Origin of the sequence: Paenibacillus sp. P32E, assembly GCF_001909085.1 — a bacterium.
Classification (GTDB): Bacteria; Bacillota; Bacilli; order Paenibacillales; family Paenibacillaceae; genus Paenibacillus_AQ; species Paenibacillus_AQ helianthi.
Genome location: NZ_LVYY01000046.1, coordinates 49,715 through 70,930, shown reverse-complemented (window position 1 = coordinate 70,930; position 21,216 = coordinate 49,715). Strand labels below are relative to the sequence as shown.

General features: G+C 52.1%; 15 protein-coding genes and 1 riboswitch. Of the genes, 2 read left to right on the top strand and 13 right to left on the bottom strand.

What is annotated here, in order from left to right:
* Positions 1–62: 62 nt before the first annotated feature.
* The 6 genes from A3848_RS24920 to A3848_RS24895 all read right to left on the bottom strand — a co-directional run bounded on the left by A3848_RS24920 (position 63) and on the right by A3848_RS24895 (position 9,214).
* Entirely contained in the window at positions 63–1,793 is a 1,731-nt protein-coding gene (locus A3848_RS24920) for a spore germination protein (RefSeq protein ID WP_371916010.1), read from the bottom strand.
* Positions 1,794–2,698: 905 nt separating this feature from the next.
* A complete protein-coding gene (locus A3848_RS24915) occupies positions 2,699–3,124 on the bottom strand; it encodes a stage V sporulation protein AB (RefSeq protein WP_074087556.1) in 426 nt (141 codons plus the stop codon).
* A 2-nt stretch (positions 3,125–3,126) separates the two neighbouring features.
* The gene (locus tag A3848_RS24910) at positions 3,127–3,783 is read right to left on the bottom strand and encodes a stage V sporulation protein AA (RefSeq protein WP_074087555.1); all 657 of its coding nucleotides are present in this window, start codon (positions 3,781–3,783) and stop codon (positions 3,127–3,129) included.
* Positions 3,784–4,045: 262 nt separating this feature from the next.
* Entirely contained in the window at positions 4,046–5,779 is a 1,734-nt protein-coding gene (locus A3848_RS24905) for a type 2 periplasmic-binding domain-containing protein (RefSeq protein WP_143192463.1), read from the bottom strand.
* 34 nt (positions 5,780–5,813) lie between these two features.
* A complete protein-coding gene (locus A3848_RS24900) occupies positions 5,814–7,454 on the bottom strand; it encodes a response regulator (RefSeq protein ID WP_074087553.1) in 1,641 nt (546 codons plus the stop codon).
* Positions 7,451–9,214 (bottom strand): sensor histidine kinase, encoded by a 1,764-nt coding sequence (locus A3848_RS24895; protein WP_074087552.1) that lies wholly within the window; start codon positions 9,212–9,214, stop codon positions 7,451–7,453. The genes A3848_RS24900 and A3848_RS24895 overlap by 4 nt, the downstream gene beginning before the upstream one ends.
* 167 nt (positions 9,215–9,381) lie before the next feature.
* Here A3848_RS24895 and A3848_RS24890 point away from each other — a divergent pair, with 167 nt between their 5' ends.
* Positions 9,382–10,551 (top strand): hypothetical protein, encoded by a 1,170-nt coding sequence (locus tag A3848_RS24890; RefSeq protein WP_074087551.1) that lies wholly within the window; start codon positions 9,382–9,384, stop codon positions 10,549–10,551.
* A 132-nt stretch (positions 10,552–10,683) separates the two neighbouring features.
* On the opposite strand, the gene A3848_RS24885 is transcribed toward A3848_RS24890, so the two are convergent.
* Positions 10,684–11,670: a DMT family transporter gene (locus tag A3848_RS24885; RefSeq protein WP_074087550.1), complete on the bottom strand. Its 987-nt coding sequence runs from the start codon at positions 11,668–11,670 to the stop codon at positions 10,684–10,686.
* 164 nt (positions 11,671–11,834) lie between these two features.
* Positions 11,835–11,983, bottom strand: a riboswitch (FMN riboswitch).
* A 210-nt stretch (positions 11,984–12,193) separates the two neighbouring features.
* Here A3848_RS24885 and A3848_RS24880 point away from each other — a divergent pair.
* Positions 12,194–13,369 (top strand): PstS family phosphate ABC transporter substrate-binding protein, encoded by a 1,176-nt coding sequence (locus tag A3848_RS24880; RefSeq protein ID WP_074087549.1) that lies wholly within the window; start codon positions 12,194–12,196, stop codon positions 13,367–13,369.
* 17 nt (positions 13,370–13,386) lie between these two features.
* Here the strand turns inward: A3848_RS24880 and A3848_RS24875 are convergent, their stop codons facing one another.
* The 6 genes from A3848_RS24875 to A3848_RS24850 all read right to left on the bottom strand — a co-directional run bounded on the left by A3848_RS24875 (position 13,387) and on the right by A3848_RS24850 (position 21,215).
* Positions 13,387–14,349, bottom strand: a complete 963-nt coding sequence (locus A3848_RS24875; protein ID WP_074087548.1) for an alpha/beta hydrolase — start codon at positions 14,347–14,349, stop codon at positions 13,387–13,389.
* Positions 14,350–15,858 carry a carboxylesterase/lipase family protein gene (locus A3848_RS24870; RefSeq protein ID WP_074087547.1) on the bottom strand — a complete coding sequence of 503 codons (1,509 nt, stop codon included), beginning with the start codon at positions 15,856–15,858 and terminating at the stop codon, positions 14,350–14,352.
* Between the two features lie 19 nt (positions 15,859–15,877).
* Positions 15,878–17,032, bottom strand: a complete 1,155-nt coding sequence (locus tag A3848_RS24865) for an AI-2E family transporter (RefSeq protein ID WP_074087546.1) — start codon at positions 17,030–17,032, stop codon at positions 15,878–15,880.
* 96 nt (positions 17,033–17,128) lie between these two features.
* Positions 17,129–17,938: a GNAT family N-acetyltransferase gene (locus A3848_RS24860; protein WP_074087545.1), complete on the bottom strand. Its 810-nt coding sequence runs from the start codon at positions 17,936–17,938 to the stop codon at positions 17,129–17,131.
* 168 nt (positions 17,939–18,106) lie between these two features.
* Entirely contained in the window at positions 18,107–20,053 is a 1,947-nt protein-coding gene (locus tag A3848_RS24855) for a DUF2264 domain-containing protein (RefSeq protein WP_074087544.1), read from the bottom strand.
* A 25-nt stretch (positions 20,054–20,078) separates the two neighbouring features.
* The gene (locus tag A3848_RS24850; RefSeq protein WP_074087795.1) at positions 20,079–21,215 is read right to left on the bottom strand and encodes a glycoside hydrolase family 88 protein; all 1,137 of its coding nucleotides are present in this window, start codon (positions 21,213–21,215) and stop codon (positions 20,079–20,081) included.
* Between the last annotated feature and the right edge of the window lies 1 nt (position 21,216).

The following is a 21,216-nucleotide window of genomic DNA, read 5'->3' as shown; positions in this document are numbered from 1 at the left end:
TCAGTATAGCAGACAAAGGGAACACCATTGAATGGACTAATTTGCAGTTGATTTGTATTTTACTACGACTTGTCCTTTTTCTTCTGAACGGGCGCCATCCGTGTATTGTCTCTGGTTTTGTTGAAGGATGGCCTTGTTTTGGAGCTGAGAACCGGCTGACGCAGAAGAATCGCGCCCATCTCCTTTGCATTAAACGGTATAAACGGCCACATATAAGAAGAATTGTAGGAACGGTGCGTAGTCAGCAGAATCACCAGCAGCGTAGAGCCGATCATAAAGCCCGGCACCTGGAACGCTGCCACGGCGAGCAGCAGTGCAAGCCTGACAATCCGGTTGGCCAGCCCCAGCTCATAACTCGGTGTGGCAAACATACCAATAGATGCGACAGCCATATACAGCACCACTTCATTGACGAAGAGGCCTGTCTTAACGGCGATGTCACCCACCAGGATGGCGGCAATGAGACCCATCGCCGAGCCGAGCGGGGTCGGAGTGTGCACAGCTGCCATTCGGAGCAGATCGACCCCAAGCTCGACGAGAAGAAATTGGGCAAGGAGCGGAATTTTGGCCGTTTTCTGCGGTCCGATGAAATCAAGCACTGCCGGTTTCAGCTCAGGGTGAATTACGAGCAGCATCCAGAGCGGCAGCAGGAACAATGAGGCGAAAATCCCAATGAAGCGTACCCAGCGCAGATATGTCCCCATAAATGGGGTCTGACGGTTCTCCTCAGCGTGCTGGCATAGATCAAAAAAGGTTGTCGGCAGAACCATTACGCTCGGTGAAGTGTCGACAAAAACCACCACCCTGCCTTCCAGCAGATGGGATGCGACAACGTCCGGTCGCTCTGAATAGCGTACCATCGGGTAGGGATTCCACCCCCCGTCCACGATAGCTTCCTCCAGCTGTTTGTCAGCAAGCGGGATCCCCTCAATATTCACACTTTTAATTTTGTCGGTAACAGCCTTCACCTGAGTTTTATCAACAATATCGTCAATATATGCCACACAGACATCCGTACGTGTGCGGCGGCCCACCTGGTGTAACTCATACTTCAGACCTGGATCGCGGATCCGTCTTCTGACTAGAGCGACATTGCTCAGGAGTGTCTCTGTGAATCCGTCCCTGGCTCCGCGTACTACCCGTTCAATAGAGGGTTCATCGGGATTGCGCGAGGGATAGGAACGGGTATCCATGATGATAACTTTAGTCTCACCTTCAAGAAAAAAAACACTCATTCCTGAAAGGACCTTGTTGATGCTCTCGCTTAATAATTCCCCTTTCTCCACCTGCAAGTGAGGAATGAATTCTGTCATAAAGCTGGCCAGGACATCCGTGGAAATATTCTCAGGGGTAAGATACGTCAAGCGCTTAAGGATTTCATCGATGATCGTATCTTTGGCGAATCCGCTGATGCACAGCAGTGCCGCCTTGCGCCCGCCAAAGGTCATCTCCCGGAGCACCACATCAAAGGATGAACCCAAACCCATCACTTCGGTAAGTGTATTTTTGGTATCCTCCAGCTTAAGCGGGATTGTATCATCCCCCTGCCAATAAGTGATAGACTGCTTGAGAGAATTGGACAGCTCCGCATCGCGTTTCTCCTGCAGGGGATCCTCGTTCTTCTTATTTTCCGCCTTATCCTCATTAGTTTTCTTTGCACTTTTTCCTTTTGGATCGGATGGGCTCGCCTGGACTTTCCCTGCTGACCCTTCCCCGGACTGCTTGTCGGCAGCTCCATCATCCGGTTCTGTCTCAGATCCGTCGTCCTCTGACTCCTCATCGTCTCCGAACAATCGGGCAAAAAAGCCCTTTTTCTTGCTCTCCGGCTCCTCTGATCCCAGTTCCTCCGATGCTTCAGCATCCTGTGTACCATCTCCGGCTGAACTCTTAGGGGCACTGGTGCTGCCTTGTGCAGAATCAACGGTTGTGGAGGGTTCCTCGGTTTTTGCCGTTCCTTCTTGATCCTGTGTTCCTTCTTGATCCGGTGTGCCTACCCCATCCGATGGCTCAAGATCGTTGCTATATCCGGTTGCCCCGGCGTCCACACCCATGTCCACACCGCTGTCCACATCGCTGCCTTTGGGATGGCTGGCTTCATCATCTGTCTTTCCAGCTATAGCGGGTGGACTGTCAGTCGACTGATCCCCTGTACCAAGCTCACCAGAGGCTTCAGTGTCCTGTCTCCCTGTCCCTTCGTCTGCCTTTGCATCAACATCGGCATGTGTCTCGGTCTCCGCTTCCCCGGTCTCCTCGTCATCTCCAAACAAAGAGGCCAGGAATCCCTTCCCGCCGTTCCCCGGCTCTTCTGCACCGGGTTCCTCCGCTGCTTCAGTATCCTGAGTCTGGCAGACTCCGGGAGATGAAGCCTCTGCGTCGGCCTTGTCTTTAGCTGTAGCCCCCTTTGTATCAGGTGTCCGGGTTGCATTGCCCGCATCCGCTTGTGGGGAGTCTCCATCAGCGGTACCCAGCTCTGCCGATGCTTCCATCTTGGTTGTCCCTGTCTCTGCTTCACTTCCGTCTTCCATAGCAGCCCCAGGTTCGGCTCCGGCAGAAGCCGCAGATTGATCATTTGTACTGGAAGCCTCCTCGGATTGCCCCCTGGCATCCTCACCGTCCTTTCCAGACTCCTGTTCCTTGTCATGCGGTTCTTCCATGTAATATCCGCTGTGAACATACTTTATCACACCATAACCTCCTTTTACTGTCGGTACACAAACCAATCGAACAAAGAGCCCGCAACCTTGCCGCAGACCATTGCCATGAGCAGCCCGAAGAGCAGGTGAGTCATATGCAGACGCTTGGCCAGTATAGGCAGCACATTCAGTACCTCGGTCAGGGCCGCAGCCAGCATACCGACAAATACCCCGTCAAACAGACCTACTGCAAGCTCTACCAAAGGCCCGGCGGTAATCCGCCAATTCCAGAAATCTGACATGGTGCCAAGCAGCGAGCCTCCCACCATAGCCCCTTCATACCAATGCACTTTATCGTAGGAGGAGGTCAGCTGAGCCAGCCGGGGTACCATATCCAGTACGATGAAAAGAGCGATTACCCCGCCGCCTACCGCAATGCCTCCGGCAATGCCAAGCAGCAGATTCAGCGCCAGCGTCAGCTGTGCGGTCATGTTCATTCCTCCGAATGCCCGGAGGCTTCATCTCCACGGCGTTTTAGTTTGCTGTACTCTTCGTTGACTACATAATGGTCGATATTTTTCTGGTAGAGGAACATCTCCACTTCAAGCGGCGTCGGCTCCTCGTTCCACTTTTTCTTAAAGAGATGATTGAAAAAAATCACCATGCCAAACCCGATGCCGAGCGAATAGGCAATCTGAAACACATACGGATGTTCATCCCTGTGGCCCGTCAGCATCTCAACAATCCTGACCTGCACCTCCAGCATGCTGACATCAGCATGGAAATTCATAATCGTAAGCGCCGAGCCGAAGAACAGCAGCAGCCAGACCAGGATAAACAAGGCAATGGAGGGTTTCCGCGACTCCACAGGCCCTTCAATCTGCACCAGGGTCCGCCCTTCGCCAATCGGCTGAATATCTGCTCCCGGCAAAAGGTCCTGAATCTTTGGAATGACCGTCAGCAGGTCAATCAGGATCAGATTACCGTCACTTTGGGCAGGGTCCAGCAGCAGGAGTGAATACAGCGGCTCTCTCCACTCCGGATCGGTTATCAAATAAGCCACATCCCGCAGCAGAACACCTTTGCCTTGGGGTACCGTCACCCGGTTTTTGAGCTGTATGTAAATTGCAGGAGCCGGATGGGCAGTCATGGACGGACACCTCCTGAAGGATCTGATGTGAAGCGGCAACGAGCAAGAATAACGGTAGTATGGGAGAAAAGGTTTATTTTTACTCTTGGACTGTACAAAACAATGGTTTGACTTCATCGTAAGCGGGGGGACACAATCACTCACTCCCTGCTTCATACTTCCATTACAAATAGAAACGGCTGCGCCGCCCCTCACAGGACAGTACAGCCGTTATAGGTTTATTGGGAAAGAAGCTGGAGATGGAGCAGCCCCTTGCTTAGCTTCAGTGAACAGTACCAGCCTCATTTTCTTCAGACTTTACAGTATTGTACCATTCATTCACTTCACGGGTAATCTGCTCACCGCCGCCCGCTCTCCATGACGCCACAAAATCATCGAAAGCTGCCAGCGGCTGTACCCCGTATATGATCGCACTAAACACCTCATTCTCCAGGTTGTTCAGATAGTCGAGCCTCGATTTCATGGTTTCCGTTGCGGGTCCGGTGAACATGTCTTTGTGGGATTTGTCCTTCTGCTGTAAAAGCAATTTGGCCGCTGCCGGAGTACTTTTACCATAATTCACAGCGATATCCTTCTCCAGCCGGGTAGACGGCTCCTTGCCATCCGCAAGATTGAGCATCGCCTGAAGCTGGGCGTAAGGGATACGAGCTCCGTCGCGGACCAGCAGATAACGGATGCTATTCACGTAGCCGCCGGAAATTTTGTCACTGGGCAGCATCTTGCCGCTGGCGCTCAGCTCATAGTCATAACCTGCGAACAGCCCATTCTCCAGCCCGCTCCCCGTTTGCGGGGCCGCAAAGTTGTCGAACAGATAATTTTCGTAGGTAAAAAAGGCTTCCGGGTGCTTCATGGCTTTGCTGATCAATGTAACTCCATTGGAGAACGGTGTACCATGGCGCATGACGGTTCCATCCGGTCCGGCGGGAATGACACCCGGTGTCCAAACTGCACCCGGAACATTCTGCAGTGTATCCTTCAAAGGCCAGCCGCTCATCCAGTAAGGACCGGGAATAATTCCCGCTATGCCGGCAACAGCAGGCTCCGCAGTCTTGTTCTCATCCCAGAGCGCTGCCTCCTGAGGAATGTAGCCCTTGCTGTGCCATTCTCTCAGCTTCGCAAGCCCCTGCGCGATCGCAGGGTTCACAGAGCCGAACTCCAGCTTGCCGTCCGGTCCGGTGTTCCACTGATCTGGAAGAGCGCCATAAGCACCGAAGATCCAGGAAGGGTCCCCCATCCATGTACTCATCGTCGATTTGAAGCCGATACTTAGCGGAATAACCTGATCGGGCGCCAGGCCGTCCGGATTGTGCGCTTTGAAGGCCTCCATGACCTTTTCAAGCTCTTCCATGGTGGCGGGCACCTGCAGATGCAGTTTATCCAGCCAATCCTGGCGGTACCACAAAATATAGTCATGATTATATGCATAATCAAGAACAGGCAGACCCATTTTCCGGTCTCCGCGGCTGTAGGGATTCCACACGTCCGGGTCCTGGGCCATCGCTTCCTTCCAGGTAGATGAGGCATAGGCATCGAAGAGTTCTCCTACTTCGGCATACAGTCCGGAATCAATCAGATCCTGGGCAACCGCGGTGTCTGCTGTACCGATGGTCACAATATCGGGCATTTCCTGGCCTGACGACAACGCAAGTCGCAGCTTGGTCCCGAATGCGCCATTGGTGTCGGTGATGGACCAGAGGGTTTGGATCTCAATGCCGAACATCTCCTTGGCCCAGCGTGTGGCTACATTTTGCTCAATGGATTCCCCGTTCTTAAATTTCAGCTCCGGGTCAACACCCCATGCAGTAGTGACCGTAACTTCAGGGTTATACTTGTCCTTGTAGGCATTGTTGTTAGCAACCACCGCAGGGGAGATAACGTCTGAATTGGGATTCGGCGGGATATCCCCGGCATCCTTGTCCTTACAGCCTGCCAGACTGACCGCCAGCATGACACTCAGGAACAGTACAGACAACCTGATTTTTCTGTCCGCACCCATCATTATCCCCCTCTCTTGATTTAACCGTTCTTCTCTATCCTTCTCGAAACTCATTTGGGGTCATCCCGTAGTGCTTTTTGAACATTTTGCTGAAATACTGCGGGTTCTGGTAGCCCAGTTCCGTCGTAATCTCATAGACTTTCTTGTTCGTATGCTTCAGCAGATACAGGGCACGTTCCATACGCATGCGGATGATATAATCCCCGAGTGCTTCTCCCGTCTCAGCTTTATAGATTTTGGACAGATATACCGGATGGAGATAGACTTGGTCGGCTATCGTCTTCACGGACAATTCATGGCCCGACGGACTTCCGACCAGTGCATGCACCTGTTTGATGATATAGCTTTTCGTGTATTGATCGCTCTCCGAGAGTTCTGCCTGAAGTCTGTCCAGCAGCTCAAACGCCCATCCCTGAAGCCTCCCGCTGGAGGAACTAAGATCCTGTGCCAGCAGCGGGTCCAGAACAAGCTCGTCAATCTGATGCATGAACTGGCCGCTTTTGTGGGCAATGTACATAAATGCACTGGTAATGGACAGGAATACCTCATACAAATGTTCTCTGGAAAAAGAGGTGTGCTCCATGTCGCGGAACACATCCTCAAGCTTGCTGCGGACAGCTTCCCACTGCTTCGATTCCAGCAGATGAATCAGGGTGGGCGGCCGGTATAGGCTGTCCAGCGGTTTGAAAGCCAGCGGCTCCGGTGAATACCGATCCTTGACAAACACCACTGAACCGGAATCCACAGGCGAAGCCAAAACCATGGACCCGAGTCCGCTGCGGTATGCGGCCGTCATTCCATCCGGAAAGACAAACCATTCTGTAACGGTCAGTGAGATCTCCCCCTTCAGATAGTTGCTGACCGCTCTCTGAAAACGCGTAATTGCCTCTTGTAACCATTCATGACGTTTGGCTTCGTGATTACTTGTCGATAAAAGCTCGCGTCTAGTTTCATCATTCGGTTCCACGAGGAGCACCAGGCAATCATGAGGGGCTTTGCAGAACCACACACAGAAACGGCTGTGAAAGAGCTCTTCGGCAATGTTGCCGATGGCATATTCCATGAGAGAGATGGAACTAGGGTCCATCGTCAAGTAATGCCTTCCAAGCTGGATGAGCAGCAGCACAGCCTCGGCCCCGGGCTCAAAACCGATTTCATAGGCCCCTAGCTTCTGGACAAGCGCCCGTTCAGACATTTGTTTCCCAAGCAGCAGATCGTGCATCAGCTTGCCGCGGAGCACGCTGAAATCCCCTTTCCGGGTATACATCAGCTGATGATACTTATCATGGGCTTCCCATTCATCCTTCAAAGACTCAATGGCAGCAGAGACACTCTGCATGAATTCCTCATCGCTTACCGGCTTTAGGATATAATCGATGGCTTGAAGCTGGATCGCTTTCTTGGCATAGCCAAAGTCGGAATACCCCGTAAGGAGAATACAGCGGAGATTCGGCCAGCGGGCGGTTGCCGCCTCTATCAGCTGCAGCCCGTCCATCCCGGGCATGGAAATATCCGTAACGATAATATCAATCGATTGCCGCTCCAGAATCTCCAGCGCTTCCGTTGCAGAAGCGGCCTGGTATACCTCACGCACCCCAAGCACCTCCCAGGGGATGGTTCGGGCCAGACTTTCGGTTACATAGGTTTCATCATCCACCAGCAGCAGTTCAATCATTCTTGTCCCTCCCTAAGTGCCTTCTCGGAAGGATCTGCGGGCAGCAGCCAGTACAGCGTGGCCTGCAGACCTCCCAGCGGTGATGGTGCGAAGGCAATGCCCGCCTCTTCACCAAAGCGCAGACGCATCCGTTGATGAACATTCCAGAGCCCGCAGCCCATCTCTTCATCCATTGCCCGGCCCAGCCTCTCCTCCAGCAAAGCGATCTCTTCCGGGGTCATGCCTTGCCCGTCATCCTCAACGGACAACATCATCTTTCTGCCCTCGCAGGTGCCTGTAATCCGGACCTGCCCTGCCCGTGCCACAGGCTCTATGCCATGCAGCACCGCATTCTCCACCAAGGGCTGAAGCATAAGCGGAGGGATGTCCACTCTGCGCATTTGCGGTGGAATATGGATGATGTACTTCAGGCGACCCGTTCTCATGTTCTGAATCTCCAGGTAATGCGTCACGAACTCCACCTCATCGGGAAGCGGGACCATCTCCCGCTCCTGCCGGGTGGTGTACCGGTAATAACGGGACAAATGATGGGACATCCCCACCACTGCTTTCATATTGTCCAGCTTGGCCATGCTTGTAATGAAAGAGAAACAATTGTAGAAAAAATGGGGATTGATCTGTGACTGCAGCTGCTTCAGCCGGGCCTCCCGCACATGGATCTTTTCCATCAGCACCTTTTCAATCAGTTCCTGTATCTGCTCCACCATGCTGTTGAACCGAATCGAGAGGAAGCTGAACTCGTTTCTGCCCTTGATCCCCATCCGGACCGAATAATCCCCCTGTTTGAGCTTCTGAAATCCGCCTACCAGCTGTCTGACGGGCACCTGCACCTGTACGTACAATAAATAGGCGGTAAGACAGCTCATTAGCAGCAAAGCGCAGACTGAGAAATAAAACAGCCGGTTGGAGGTATGGATGGGCTGAAGAATTTCAGACAGTGGCATATAGTCGATAAGGGTCCATCCCATCTTGGAGGAATAGACAATATTAACACTATAAGACTTCTGTCCTATTTCCAGTGTCCGGTTCCCGCTACCCGTCAGCTCTTCCGGTCCCAGCTGCTTCACCAGCTGATCCGCCAGAACCCGGTCGGCACTGCGGTTATATATCAGCCCTGTACCCTGTTTATAATAGAACGGGTCTCTTCGGCCATCGCTCTTGAATTGATCCAGCATATCCTCAATATTCCGGCTGTCGAACTCCACTTTCATAATGGTCTCTGCCCTTCCGGGAGAGAACTGCGGCATAGAGGGTGTGTAGGAAAACCAGGAGAACAGGAAGCGCTCTTCGCCCTGATCCTTGATGGTATTCACCTGCCAGCCGGTTTTGACCTCATTCCTGAGCTCGTCGTCACTATACGGCAGCGCATCATTCTCCGTCACCATCCGGCGGACCGCAGGGGAATAAAGCGACAGCTTGCTGTTCCAATTGGAGGAGCTTTCCTGAATGCTGATTTTGGTCTGTATGCGCTTAACAAGCTGAATCGCCTTCAGATTCAAGTTTTCTTGTTCCGGTGCCATATCCTTCAGCGTCAAAATATCCGGATCGTGAATGAGCAGGATCGGCCAGGAGGACAGCAGCTCCATCTGGGACTCTACCTGATTCTGAAAAAAGCGGAGCTGGGTATTATTCGAGGTGTTCAGCTCACTGCGCAGCACATCGGTGGTCGTTTTGTTGGAGAAGAAATATAGAAGAGTGATCGGGATGAGCATAATGGCCATAATTCCTACGATTTTGCTGAACAAGTTATATCTGTACATCGGTTTCACATCCCGCACCTGAGTCGATAGCTCTTATTGTACAAAGTTTCTTCAGGGACGCAAAGGTAATCGCTGGAATACACTTGTGTTCACAACCTTAGCGAAACTTTCCAGCAGTGAATGCAGTCTATATTAACAGTTATTAACAAAAGGGGAGGGTGACCGCAATGAATCAAGCTCTAAAAACAACAATTCGCCTGGGAATGACGGCTTCTGTACTGATAGCTCTAACACTTCCGCTTACAGCTCACGCTGCCGACAAGGTCCAAGTATATGAGACTTATCAGGATGAAGTGAAGGGAATCGAGCTGTATTCTGTCAGCCAGTTAAATGGCGATCATTTTGATTCTGCAGTTATTGCCAGACAGGCGGATGGGAGCTATGCCAAATGGCAGGAGCCTTTCCATTCCTTTGTTCAGGATGGCAGCGGGCTGCTAAGGTTGTCGGGTTATGATGATCCGGAGCAAAGCTATGTATATGATGTAAAAAAAGAAACCATTATCCGCAAAACCCCCTACACGGTTTCTCCTGACGGCAAGTGGGGATACCTTGAACGCTCCCGTTATCTCTTCGTCCCGGGGGTTAAGCCTTATAGCGGTCACGTTGCCAAGATTCGGGACTATTACCTGAAAAACATGCAAACCCGTGCTGTCTCGATCTACAATTCCACCGAAAGAAGGTTTGACGCCTTCTGGCTGAATGGACATACCCTGCTGGAGAATGGCTATCTCGAGACGGCCAAGCAGAATGTGATCAGGACCTATGATCCAGCCACTGGTGAGCGGAAAGAATTGCTGAAAGGCTCACTATATAACTGGAACCGGGCAAAAGGCATACTGCTATACGTCAAGAACGAGCCCCAGCGCCTGCCATGGATCTATGACCTGAAGACCGGCACCTCAAGACTGCTGGATGGCAATAGCGAAATGAAGGCTTTGTTCCCGTATACCACTCCCCCGCTGGTGTCGAAGCTTCCGCAGGAAATAGCAGTGAATGAATTGCCTGTTATCCAGGTACCGGTATTACAGGAGAATGAGTACTTCGTTAATGTGGATGGTACAAGTATCGGAATTCCTGCGGCATTTGCCAAAGAGGGGGTAACCTGGATCCCGGTTAAGCCACTCGCTGCGGCCCTGGGCTGGAGTCTCCTGCTGCAGCCGCAGCTAACTTCCTATAAGGCAGCGAGTTACCAGTATGAGCTGACTAACCGCAATGCAAGTCTGGTGCTTACACCCTCAAACAGCTTCATCACCGGGGGCAGAATGTATCTGACCCGTGAACAGCTGAAACAGTTGGGCTATAGCTCCATTGTTCTCACTCCAAATATGGACTACTGACAGCTAATCGCCAGCAGGTTGACTGATCATCTGACCCGGTCTGCTATCTCAGGTTATTCGATAAACAAGAGGCCTCCCGCCATGTGGCTGGGAGGCCTCTTGTTGTACATCAGTGCCCTGGGGTCACTCCCCTCAGGCGGTGCGCTTTGTTGTGGATAATTCAAGGCTTGCCGGTACCGCCTGCCGGCTCTGCTGATTCGAGATGAAGAACAATGCCGTCCAGATGAGCGCAAAGCCGGCAATTTGCGGCAATGTGACCAGCTGGTGGTAGACAATCCAGTTAATCAGGATACCCGTCATAGGAAAGCTGAGCTCGGCAAGCGTAGCAAAAGAGGCTTTGGTGGTGTTAAGGCCTTTGTAATAGAGCAGCATACTGAGCAGTCCGGGCAGCAGCGCCTGCAGCAGCAGATTGACCGCAATCGCTGACGATGCACCCAAGCCGCCATGGATCTGCCAAGGGGCCCCCTCCATACTCGTAATGACGAACAGCAAAGGCAGTGCCAGAATGAAGCGCAATGAAGTGACCGTTTCGTATTTCATCGAGCCCAGCAGATATCGTCCCATCACCGTAGATCCGCCCCATAAGGCGGCTGCTCCCAGCGCCATCAGACTGCTGACACCGATGAAGCTGTTCACATGGCCGAAAGGAATGGTCCAGCCGAAGGTCAGCAGATACGTTCCGGCCAGAGCTACGAAGATCAACGGCCCGAAATTTCTGGGCAGGCGCTCCTTCAGCATGACGGCGGCCAGGCCGATGGCGAACAGCGGCTGCAGCTTTTGCAGCAGAAGGACCGCATTCAGATCGCCTGTGGATAAGGCCTTGGTGAAGAGTATCGTAGCCACAGCCGAACCGCCCCAAGATACAATAAGCAGCGCAACAGCCTGGCGCAGACGGACCGACTTAAGCTCAGCGCGGTGGCGCCACAGCACAGGGGCTGCGGCCAAAAAGAGCACGACATGCTCCAGCAGCACAATCTGTGAAGAGGTCAGTGATTTGAGCAGAATAATGCGGAACAACGGATCAACGCCCCAAAGTGCAGCGCCCAGAACAACCAGCCAGAATCCGCTGCGCAGCGGCGCTGTGCGGACTCCTGAAGATGAAGCGGTAACTTGACTCATCATACATTCTCCTTGTCGATACAAACCCTCGATAAGAGACCAAAACCCCCGAAAACGTCTGAAAAGGACGTAATTCGGGGGTTGTTTAGGGCAAAGGCACAAGTAGAAGCGGCTACAACATCCTTAAAGGACGGTTCCCGTTTCAGCACCTGACATCTTTGTCTTATGATCCTCTCTCATCCGGACTTTACCGTCGGCTCTGGATTGTCACCAGATCAGTTCTTTCCTCAAAAACAGAGAAAAGAAGTCGCGGGCTTAGTTCGCTTTGAACAACACCGCCGGTCAGGAATTTCACCTTACCCCGAGAATCTTGTATTCCGTTATATTTTTCACAATTACAGAATAACGCCGTTTGCTCATTTCGTCTAGCCCTTTATGAAAATATTCACATTTTTTTCATTAGACACATCATTTCTGAAGCTCAGGCATCATCTCATTATTTGGAAGAAATAAGAATGTGAATCATATATACTGTAAATGTGTGCATTTTATCCATATTTTGCTTCATGAAAGAGAGGCCGTTATGAAAAGACCTGTTGCTCTGAATCTGCTCTATTCTGTTCTTGTCCTGATTGCCCTGGCATTTGCCGGATTTATCGGCTATTTCTTCGCTGCTTTAGCCCTTGGGCTGGCCTTTTACGCACCGCTTGTGGTGGTGGTTGCCTGCGGCCTGGCTCTTTATTTTGTGATGGCTATTTTTGATTTACTTTCCAGCCGGGTCCGGAACCTGTCTCTTGCCGTCTTCGCCGGACTTTGCCTGCTGGCCACAGCCGGTTATGAGCTGAACAAAGCTTACGTGAACAGCTTCGCTGTGGTGGATGACCATGAGGTAAATCTCAGTCAGTATAAACCGTTCGGTGTCAACAGCAAGGCCGCAGTTCTGGGTAAGTCCGCAACCTACCACATCAGTGACCAGCTTCCGCATCTGGACGGAGCAACGGCTCTGTATCCGCTCTATTCCGCTTTTGTGCAGGCGGTGTACCCGGAAGACAATTATGATCCCTATGAAATTAATGATGATGACATCATCCTGTGCTCCTCCACCGCCTTTGCCTACAAACGGCTGATTGCCGGAGACACTGACATTATTTTTGCCGCAGCCCCTTCTCTCGCCCAACAGAAAGAGGCCAAACGGGCGGGCAAAGAGCTTATGCTTACGCCGATCGGACGTGAAGCGTTTGTCTTTTTTGTCAACAAGCGCAATCCGGTGTCTTCCCTGAGTACCGAGCAAATCAAGGACATCTATGCCGGCAAACTGAAGAACTGGAAAGAGGTGGGCGGCAAAAATGACCGGATCCGTGCCTTTCAGCGGGATCAGGGCAGCGGCAGCCAGACAATGCTTGAGAAAATCATGGAGGACCGCAAACTGATGACTCCACCTCAGGAAGATGTAATGGATTTGATGAGCGGCATCATCAGTCAAACCTCAGATTACCGCAACTTCAAAAATGCGCTTGGCTTCAGTTTTTTGTTCTATGCGTCCGAGATGAACAAGAATGATCGCATCAAGCTGCTTGCCATCGATGGTGTGAAGCCTGACAAAGAGGGAATCCGGAGTGGAAAGTATCCAATGACCGCAGAATTCTATGCCGTAACCGCAGGCAGTGTGAATCCCAATGTAAAGCCGTTTCTGGACTGGATACAATCAGCAGAAGGACAGGAACTGGTGGAGAAGACAGGTTATACCTCATTAAAATAACAACAAGATGTTATTGCTCAAAGTGCTTTCTCGATGTCAAATAAAAAAGAAAGCACCGCCGTTTTCATCTGCTCCAAACCTGGTTGTTCTATCGGAAAATGCCCGGCGCCTTCTAAAATCACACATTCTTTTTTACCCTTTAACCGTTTATAAAAAGGTTCACTTACGATAAATGGCGTCATTGGATCTATTTCAGGATGAATAAGTAATATTGGACAAACATCAAAATTTTCGGGTTCAATCATGGATTTCATATTTAAGAAGCTTCTTAGAAATCGCAAAGTAACTTTTGTCCCGGCCGCTCGAGGATCTTTCATAATCAGTTGGGCCAATTCGAAATCATTTGTAATTAATTCCATTCTCGATACTTTTGTAACAGAAATTCGTAACGAATCCAAAACCAAAGGAAAAGCATCCATTGTGAATTTACCCAAACGACTGATCGCCTTATTCGGGGCAATTTGGTCACGAACTTTCGGGTTACTTGTATCCACAAAGGTTGTTACAATTAACCCTCTAACTTGATTGCTCTTTGAAGCCACATGATAAGCCAGCATGCCTCCAATGCTGGCCCCTAATAACACAATCGGTTTACCGTCCCGTTTGATTTCCTGTTCGATCAACTCTGTAAGTATTTCAATCCAATGTAGGTAATCCATAGATTGTAATGACTCAGTGTAGCTTAGTCCAAAAGGAGGGAGGTCAGGGGACACAACATCATATCCATGCTTTTGTAGCATCCGCGCATAGGGTGCCAATAATCTGCCATTCCCGCCTGCACCATGAATTAAAATAACTTTAATTTTTGAATCTGGAGCGTACATACGATCCAGATGGATACGACAATCGTTCCATTCCCACCACTCTTCAGACGGTAAGTTATTTTCTGCTATTCGCAGTTCCTCAGGAAAAAATTTCTGATATTGCTTCCAATATATTTCGGATTCATTGTATGTTAAATGATTAGTGGTAGTATTCATCTATTCGCCCGTCTTCCCGGAGAACACCTTCGGCCAATTAGCCTGTGCAGAAAATAACCGCCGCCGTTTCTCCGCATCCGGGTCCAGCACCACCTGCGTTTCCCCATCAAAAATAACAGTTGCCCGCGAGTCCGCTCTATACGGCGGCCATTCCAGGCCGGGAATCGATGGATCCCCCCGGTGTGCGAATGCCGTCCAGGTCTTCTGCATCGTTTCGGACAACTTTTGCATGTCTGGAGTCACCGTCAAGCCATATTGCTTCAGCAGATGCAGGTTGCCGAACACATACAGAATTTCGGCACCATGAACAGCCTTCTCCAGCAGCGGATGGCCCTGAACCGTCCAGTCAAACCGGTACATCCACACAGGTGCCGCAGCAGACTGGGTCTCCGCAAAGGCAATTGAACTGCCCCAGAAAAAGAGGTCCGTCAGGAGCTCCGCCTGCCCCTCCCAGGACTTCGGATAATCGACGGCAAGCTCCGCCAGATCGTCAATACCCATAAGCATTTCCAGTGCTTTGAGCGATTGCTCGAAGCTCTCCCCCGGACGTTCTTCCCGGAAAAACAGATTTCCCTCGTGCAGATTGGTACCGATCAGCAGCGGAATTCCTTGTGCCGACCCACCCGCTATAGCTTCAGCAGGATCAGCAGGCACCGTCATAGGCTCGATAACCGGCTGGAAAAACATGCTGAGCGCTTCACCGGACAGCTTGTAAGTCATCCGCGCCGCCGCTTCCAGGATCTGCTCCGCCGGAAGGTTATCCAATACCTCCAAATCACTGCCTGGAGTAAGCCCCAGCTCAGCCAGCAGAGCCGCTGCAATCTCTTGGCCCTGCTCCGGCTGCAACGTCTGCCCGGCCCCGCTCTCCATAATAGCCCCTGCGAACAGCCCCTGCGCGGCGGGCATTGCCAGCAGCGCAGCAATGCTCATGCTGCCCGCTGATTCTCCAAAGACGGTAACACGCTGTGGATCGCCACCGAAAGCGCTTATGTTGCCCTGTACCCACTTCAGGGCCGCAATCTGGTCCAGCAGACCCGCATTTGAAGCGAACTCACTGCTGAATGGGGACATATGTACGAATCCGAACGGCCCCAGCCGGTAATTTATAGTAACCAGAACAACCTTGCCGTTGCGGGCCATCCGGGTACCGTCGAACATCGGCTGACTGCCGGCTCCGGTCACAAAGGTTCCCCCATGTATCCAGACCATCACCGGTAAGTTCTCCCCGGCTTCCGCAGGAGACCAGACATTCAGATATAGACAGTCTTCCGAGTAGTCCGGGGATGTACCGCCAAACCGTGTACTACTGGTGCTCACAGGCTGATGGCTTACCGGACTGAATGAAAGGGCCTCTCTGACGCTATCCCACGGCTGAGGCGGCTGAGGCGCGCGAAACCGCAGCTTCCCGACTGGAGGTGCAGCAAAAGGAATCCCGCGCCATACCTTCACACCCTCCTCTTCGGCTCCCAGCAGTTTTCCGTATAATGTTGTAACCAGTGGTGCTGTCATATCAATCTACCTCTTCCTGTTATTCCTTGTTATCTTCAATCTGTATATAGAGTCCGGAGCGGAAACGGAACCACTGGAAGACATGGGTAACGACCACTTTCAGTACGGCATATCCCGGTACGGCCAGAATGATTCCGAGCACACCGAACATTTTACCGGCAAAAATAATGACAAAAATGATGGTAATCGGATGTATCTTCAACGACTTGCCCATGATCTGCGGAGAGATGAACTTGCCTTCGATCAATTGAACAGCCGTCCATACGAACACCATTTTGAGCAGCATGAACGGAGACGTTACCAGCGCTACGATCAGGGCCGGAGTAATGGCAATTGCGGGTCCCAGATAAGGTACAACCGCTGTACAGGCAGCGACAATCGCCAGAACCAGCGAATATTCAAGCCCGATAATTAAATATCCGATGTAGAGCAAGGCGCCGATGCAGCAGCTGACAATAATCTGTCCCCGAATATAGGACGCCACCTGGCTGTTCATCTCTGACATGACCATGCGGGTCTGAGGCTGCAATGCCGTAGGAATAAATCTCATCAAATAATCCGGCAGCCTTTTGCCGTCGCGCAGCAGATAGAACAGAATAAAGGGGGTAGTTACCAGGGCAAGCACAATCTCCGTCAGCGCTCCTACAAAGTTGCCTACACCGTTCAACGCATTGTTCAGGAAAGAAGTGCCCCACGATGTGACTTTGCTTGTAAGGTCAGTGACATCCGTCCCCACATTCTCCTGAATCTGTCCAAATAGCTTGCTGCCGGTCAGGTTGATGAATTCCTGTTGGATCTGATCACTGTATTTAGGAAAATTATCAATCAGGCCTACCAGCTGGGTGCGGATCATCGGGATTACCGTAAGCAGGATCAGGGTTATAATTCCGGCGATGATCAGATACAGAATAACGATGCCATAAGGCCGTCTGATCTTGCTCCGCCGCTCTAACCGGTCCACCAGAGGGTTCAACAGATAGTAGGCAATCCCCGATAACAGCAGAGGTGCCGCCACGGTATGCAGCAAGACTGAAATCGGTTTGAAGATAAACGGGATTTTGGCAAATACCAGTATATTTACCCCGATCAGCAGTACGATCAGCAGCGTTACCACAAATCGGTTATTCAGAAAAAACTTCTTGAACTTTTCCGGCCATACCTGCAGCCTCTCCATCACTCAAGCCCCCTTAACACAATTGCTTCATCCTATGTGTTTATTTGCACTTTGTATTAGCATAGTTAACACGGGGGGAGCAAGTCAAATTTCCTTTTAATCAAACTTGAGGTCAGTAATTTGGCCTGCGTTCATAAACCCGATCGACCTGTAGACTTTGTTAGAGTCCGGATTTTTGCCGTCCGCGTAGAGTACCGGTGTCAATTCTGCACTCAGAAGGTGCTCACAAAGGGCTGCAACCAGTGCGCTCGCATACCCTTGCTTGCGGTGACTTGCAGGGGTGTACACATCGTTAATGCGTGCATGTCTGGCCGAACGGTGCGTGATCTTTGCCATGGATACGGGGGTATGATCCGCCATCCACAGGTACAAGTCGCCGGAGGCGGCATCTTCAGCAGCTATCGTCAAAAAATCCTCCGGCCGCAGCATCTCGCCAAAAGCATCCTTCATGAATCCGGTCAAAAATTCAGCAATCACGGGAACCTGTTCAGCCTTAGCTTTCTCCAGGTGTCCATGGACCTCGGCAGGCTTCCACACCTCCGGACAATGATATGCCTCCAGCATCATATTCGTATGATAGAGCTTACCCTTTCTGTTACAAAAAGCCTCCGCAAATGTCTTCGCAATCTCCGGCTGCGCAGAAATCCCGGGAAACTCATATAACTGCACCCGTTCTGCTAGCTGCTGCACAAGACGCTCCTGCTGTTCTCTCTCAAGCTCTCCGGACACCCACAGCCAGGGATTATGTCCCGGTGATTGTGTGAATATCAGCTTGCGGTCTGAAGTGGTCAGCCGGATCGCTGCAGGATATTCGGTAATCCGGTGGATTAGATTATACCGAACCTCCTCCTTCATGAACGCCTCACTTTGCAGCACTTCGTCTCCCGTCTCAAAGCTCTCAAACATACCCGTCCCCCCTTAAATTTCCTTTTCATTTCATCATAGACCTCCCTCCCGCAAAAATAAACAGCCCGCCGCCAATTTATTCTGGCAGCAGGCCGTTCCGTATCCGTAGTAGTTTTTGTCAGGCTATCTAGCTTACCAGCTTCATCCGAAGCTTGTCCTTTCCGTCTCTTAAACCAGCGGGATCACAAGACTCCGGCCGCAATGAGATGTCATTCTGATCTCAGATCCGGTCAGTTGGATGCCGAGAAGCAGCAGCGGATCAGTATCTCTTACAGATACATCGGCTCCTGCAAGTACATCGGCTCCTGTACCATCTTCATTCCGGGGTTCTTCCATCCCAAGACTGCTCATCAGACACGGCTCCCCATAGTAAGCTGAGACCAGCCAGTGCATGCCTGGAGCGATGCCCGCCAGCAGAGTCGGGATAGCCGTCCGCGGACGAAGGACATTGGTATTCGTATGCGGACGGATCATCACGGCTTCACGGTAGCCCGCTAGCCCCAATACTCCGCTTACACCATGACTGCTGACAGCTGTCACCGCGTATCCGTCAGCGGAGCGGAGCTCCTGAAATGCCGGCTCCAGGGCCACGGCAAAACCGCCTTCTGCCGCATCCAAGGCCCGCCCCGTCTGCACGCGGTGAATGCGGATATGCCACGGAAGACCGGCAACCACCCAGGTCTGCACCTCCACATTCGCCCAAGGCTTCCAGCGGGAGTACAGGATATTGTCTTCAATCCGTGTCTCTATATTTTGCCGGCGTACCCGGTACAGATTATCCCCCGCCTCGCTAAGCGCCAGCATGGAATCGAACGCGCCCTGGGCAATCCCCCATTCCGAGCGGGGCACACTGAAGCCAAAGGCCGTGGAATATACGAATTTCTCATACTTGGCAGAAGTGTGTGTATGCTCATTGGTCGAGAGATGACCGCTGTTGAAAGCTGCCACATGATCCGTCTCGGGCTGGCGGCAAATGACCAAATGTGCAGGCTGCTGTACAGCCAGCGTTTTCAGTTCAGGAAGCGGCAGCTCTTCAGACAGCCAAAAGGGGTGATTGTCCTCCAGCGCAAGCGGCATGAAGAACTTCAGAGACCAGTAAGGCGAGCCCGGTGAATTATAGTTCTCGGCCATCACCAGGTTCGGATAAGCATAGCCGATGGTCAGTACGCCCTCTTCATTCAGGATATCCTGCTTCAGCCACCAGCGCATGTTGCGCAGGATCAGTCCCTTGATCACCCCGTAGGGCATTGTCTCTACTTCAGCAAAAGCCAGCGCACCCCAGAAAGCAGACTGCGCAAACCGGTACGCCAGACTTCTTCCATACGGAAGAGCCGAGCCGTCCCCGGCAAACCAATGGATGAATTCTTCGGCGAACTTCCCGGCCCGCTCTTTGAACACACGGGAACGCTCCGGATCTTCATCACCCATCAGCTTAGCGTACAGCAGGCCGTAGAAGTGGAAGGCAAACGGAACATAATAATCCATATGCCCGCCGATCCCGTCGCTGTACCAGCCATCCGAGAGATAGAAATCATCAATCCGGCGCAGGTTGTTCTCGAGCTGCTGCCCGTCATAAGGCAGCCCTGCTGTGCGGAAGCCCAGATTCACCAGCACGTTGAAGAAGAGCCAATTGCAATCGTAGCAGGGATGTGAATTCATCTGATTCAGCCATGCGTACAGATTGGCGCGCTCCTGGCCGTTCAGTGGAGTCCAGATCCGCTCCGGGATCATCGACAGCGCATAACCGAACGCCGCCATCTCCACAAGCCGCTGGTCATAGTCAGCGACCTCTCCCCAATATTCCTTATGTCCGGGATCAGTACCGTTCCTGATGCCATCCAGGATCAGTTCCCACATGTCATTCTCCCCGCCTCCGGCGAGAAAAGGCACAAATCCCCACAGCACCCGGGAAAAGCCCTCCATTTCCGCAATATCCGGACCATAATGGACTCCGGTTACGCCCAGCTTCACGCGGGCATGCCCATCGCTGTAGTGTGGCTTCAGCGGATGGGCAAGCTGCAGGAAGGCTTCCTGCAGGTCCGCTTTGGTGATCAGCGGATTAGCTTTTAGTTTCTCCAGCGAATTGGTTTTTGTCCGCTGCAGTTGGCTGCCCATCAATACCACTCCCTATCTGTTTCTTTTACTCCCAATAGAAAGGTCCCTTGCCCGTCAGCCGTGCCAGCCCTTCGACATAGAAGAAGTCCCCATAAATCAAGGGTACGTCAATATTCGTGCCAGCCGGGTAATTGCTTGTACCATGGAGAATCAGACCTTCCTCAGCCTCATTGTCCCAGGTGCCGTAATTGCGGTATAACGATTCCAATATCCGGACCGCAGGTTCCCGGTATACCGGCGCCTCGAGTTCGCCAAGCTTGTCTGCGAGGAGGAGCAGCCCGCTTGCGGCGCAGGCTCCTGCCGAGGAATCCCGGAAGTTCCGTGCTTCACCGGCTGCGCGAAAATCCCAATGCGGCACATGATCCTCCGGCAGGCGCGCCAGGAAGAAATGGGCCACCTTCTGGGCCGTATGCAAGTATTCGGTTTTGCCGGTATGATGGTAAGCAAGCGCCAGGCCGTAGATGGCCCAAGCCGTTCCTCTGGACCAGGCAGACTCCGGCGCATAACCCTGACCGCCAATGCCTTCGATGAACTCCCCGCTCTCCGGATCGAAACGGACAATGTGATAGACAGAGCCGTCCGGGCGGATAAAATGCTTCACTACCGTATCCATATGCGCTTCAGCAATGTGACGGTAGCGCGGGTCTCCGGTCACCTCCGCCGCCCAGAAGAGCAGCGGCATGTTCATGGCACAATCAATAATTGCATAACCTCTGTTGTCTTCGCCTTCATACCAGGGGTTCCAGGCGCGGATATAGCTGCCCTTCAGGTTGAAGCGGGCCGCCAGGTAATTCGCCGCCTTCAGCGCTCTGATCCTGGAGACCTCATTGCCGAGAAGCTTGTAGGAAGCCACACTGGTTAAGGTCCACATGAAGCCCAAATCATGGTCCAGACGGACATACTCATTCAGCACTTGGTCCAGCTGTTCCTCGCATTGCTCGGCCAAAGCCCGCAAGGACTCATCCCTGCTGTCGTTATACAAAAGCCACAGCTGACCCGGCCAGAAGCCTGCCGTCCACCAGAACGGCTGCTCCAGTACATATTGTCCGCCCCGACTCGCATGAGGGAAGCCTGCGCCGATCCGCAAGCTGTTCTGCTGTGTCTTCTTCAGCGCCTGATGCCATGCTTCTTCTGCCCACGCATGTTTTGTTTCTGCTATCATC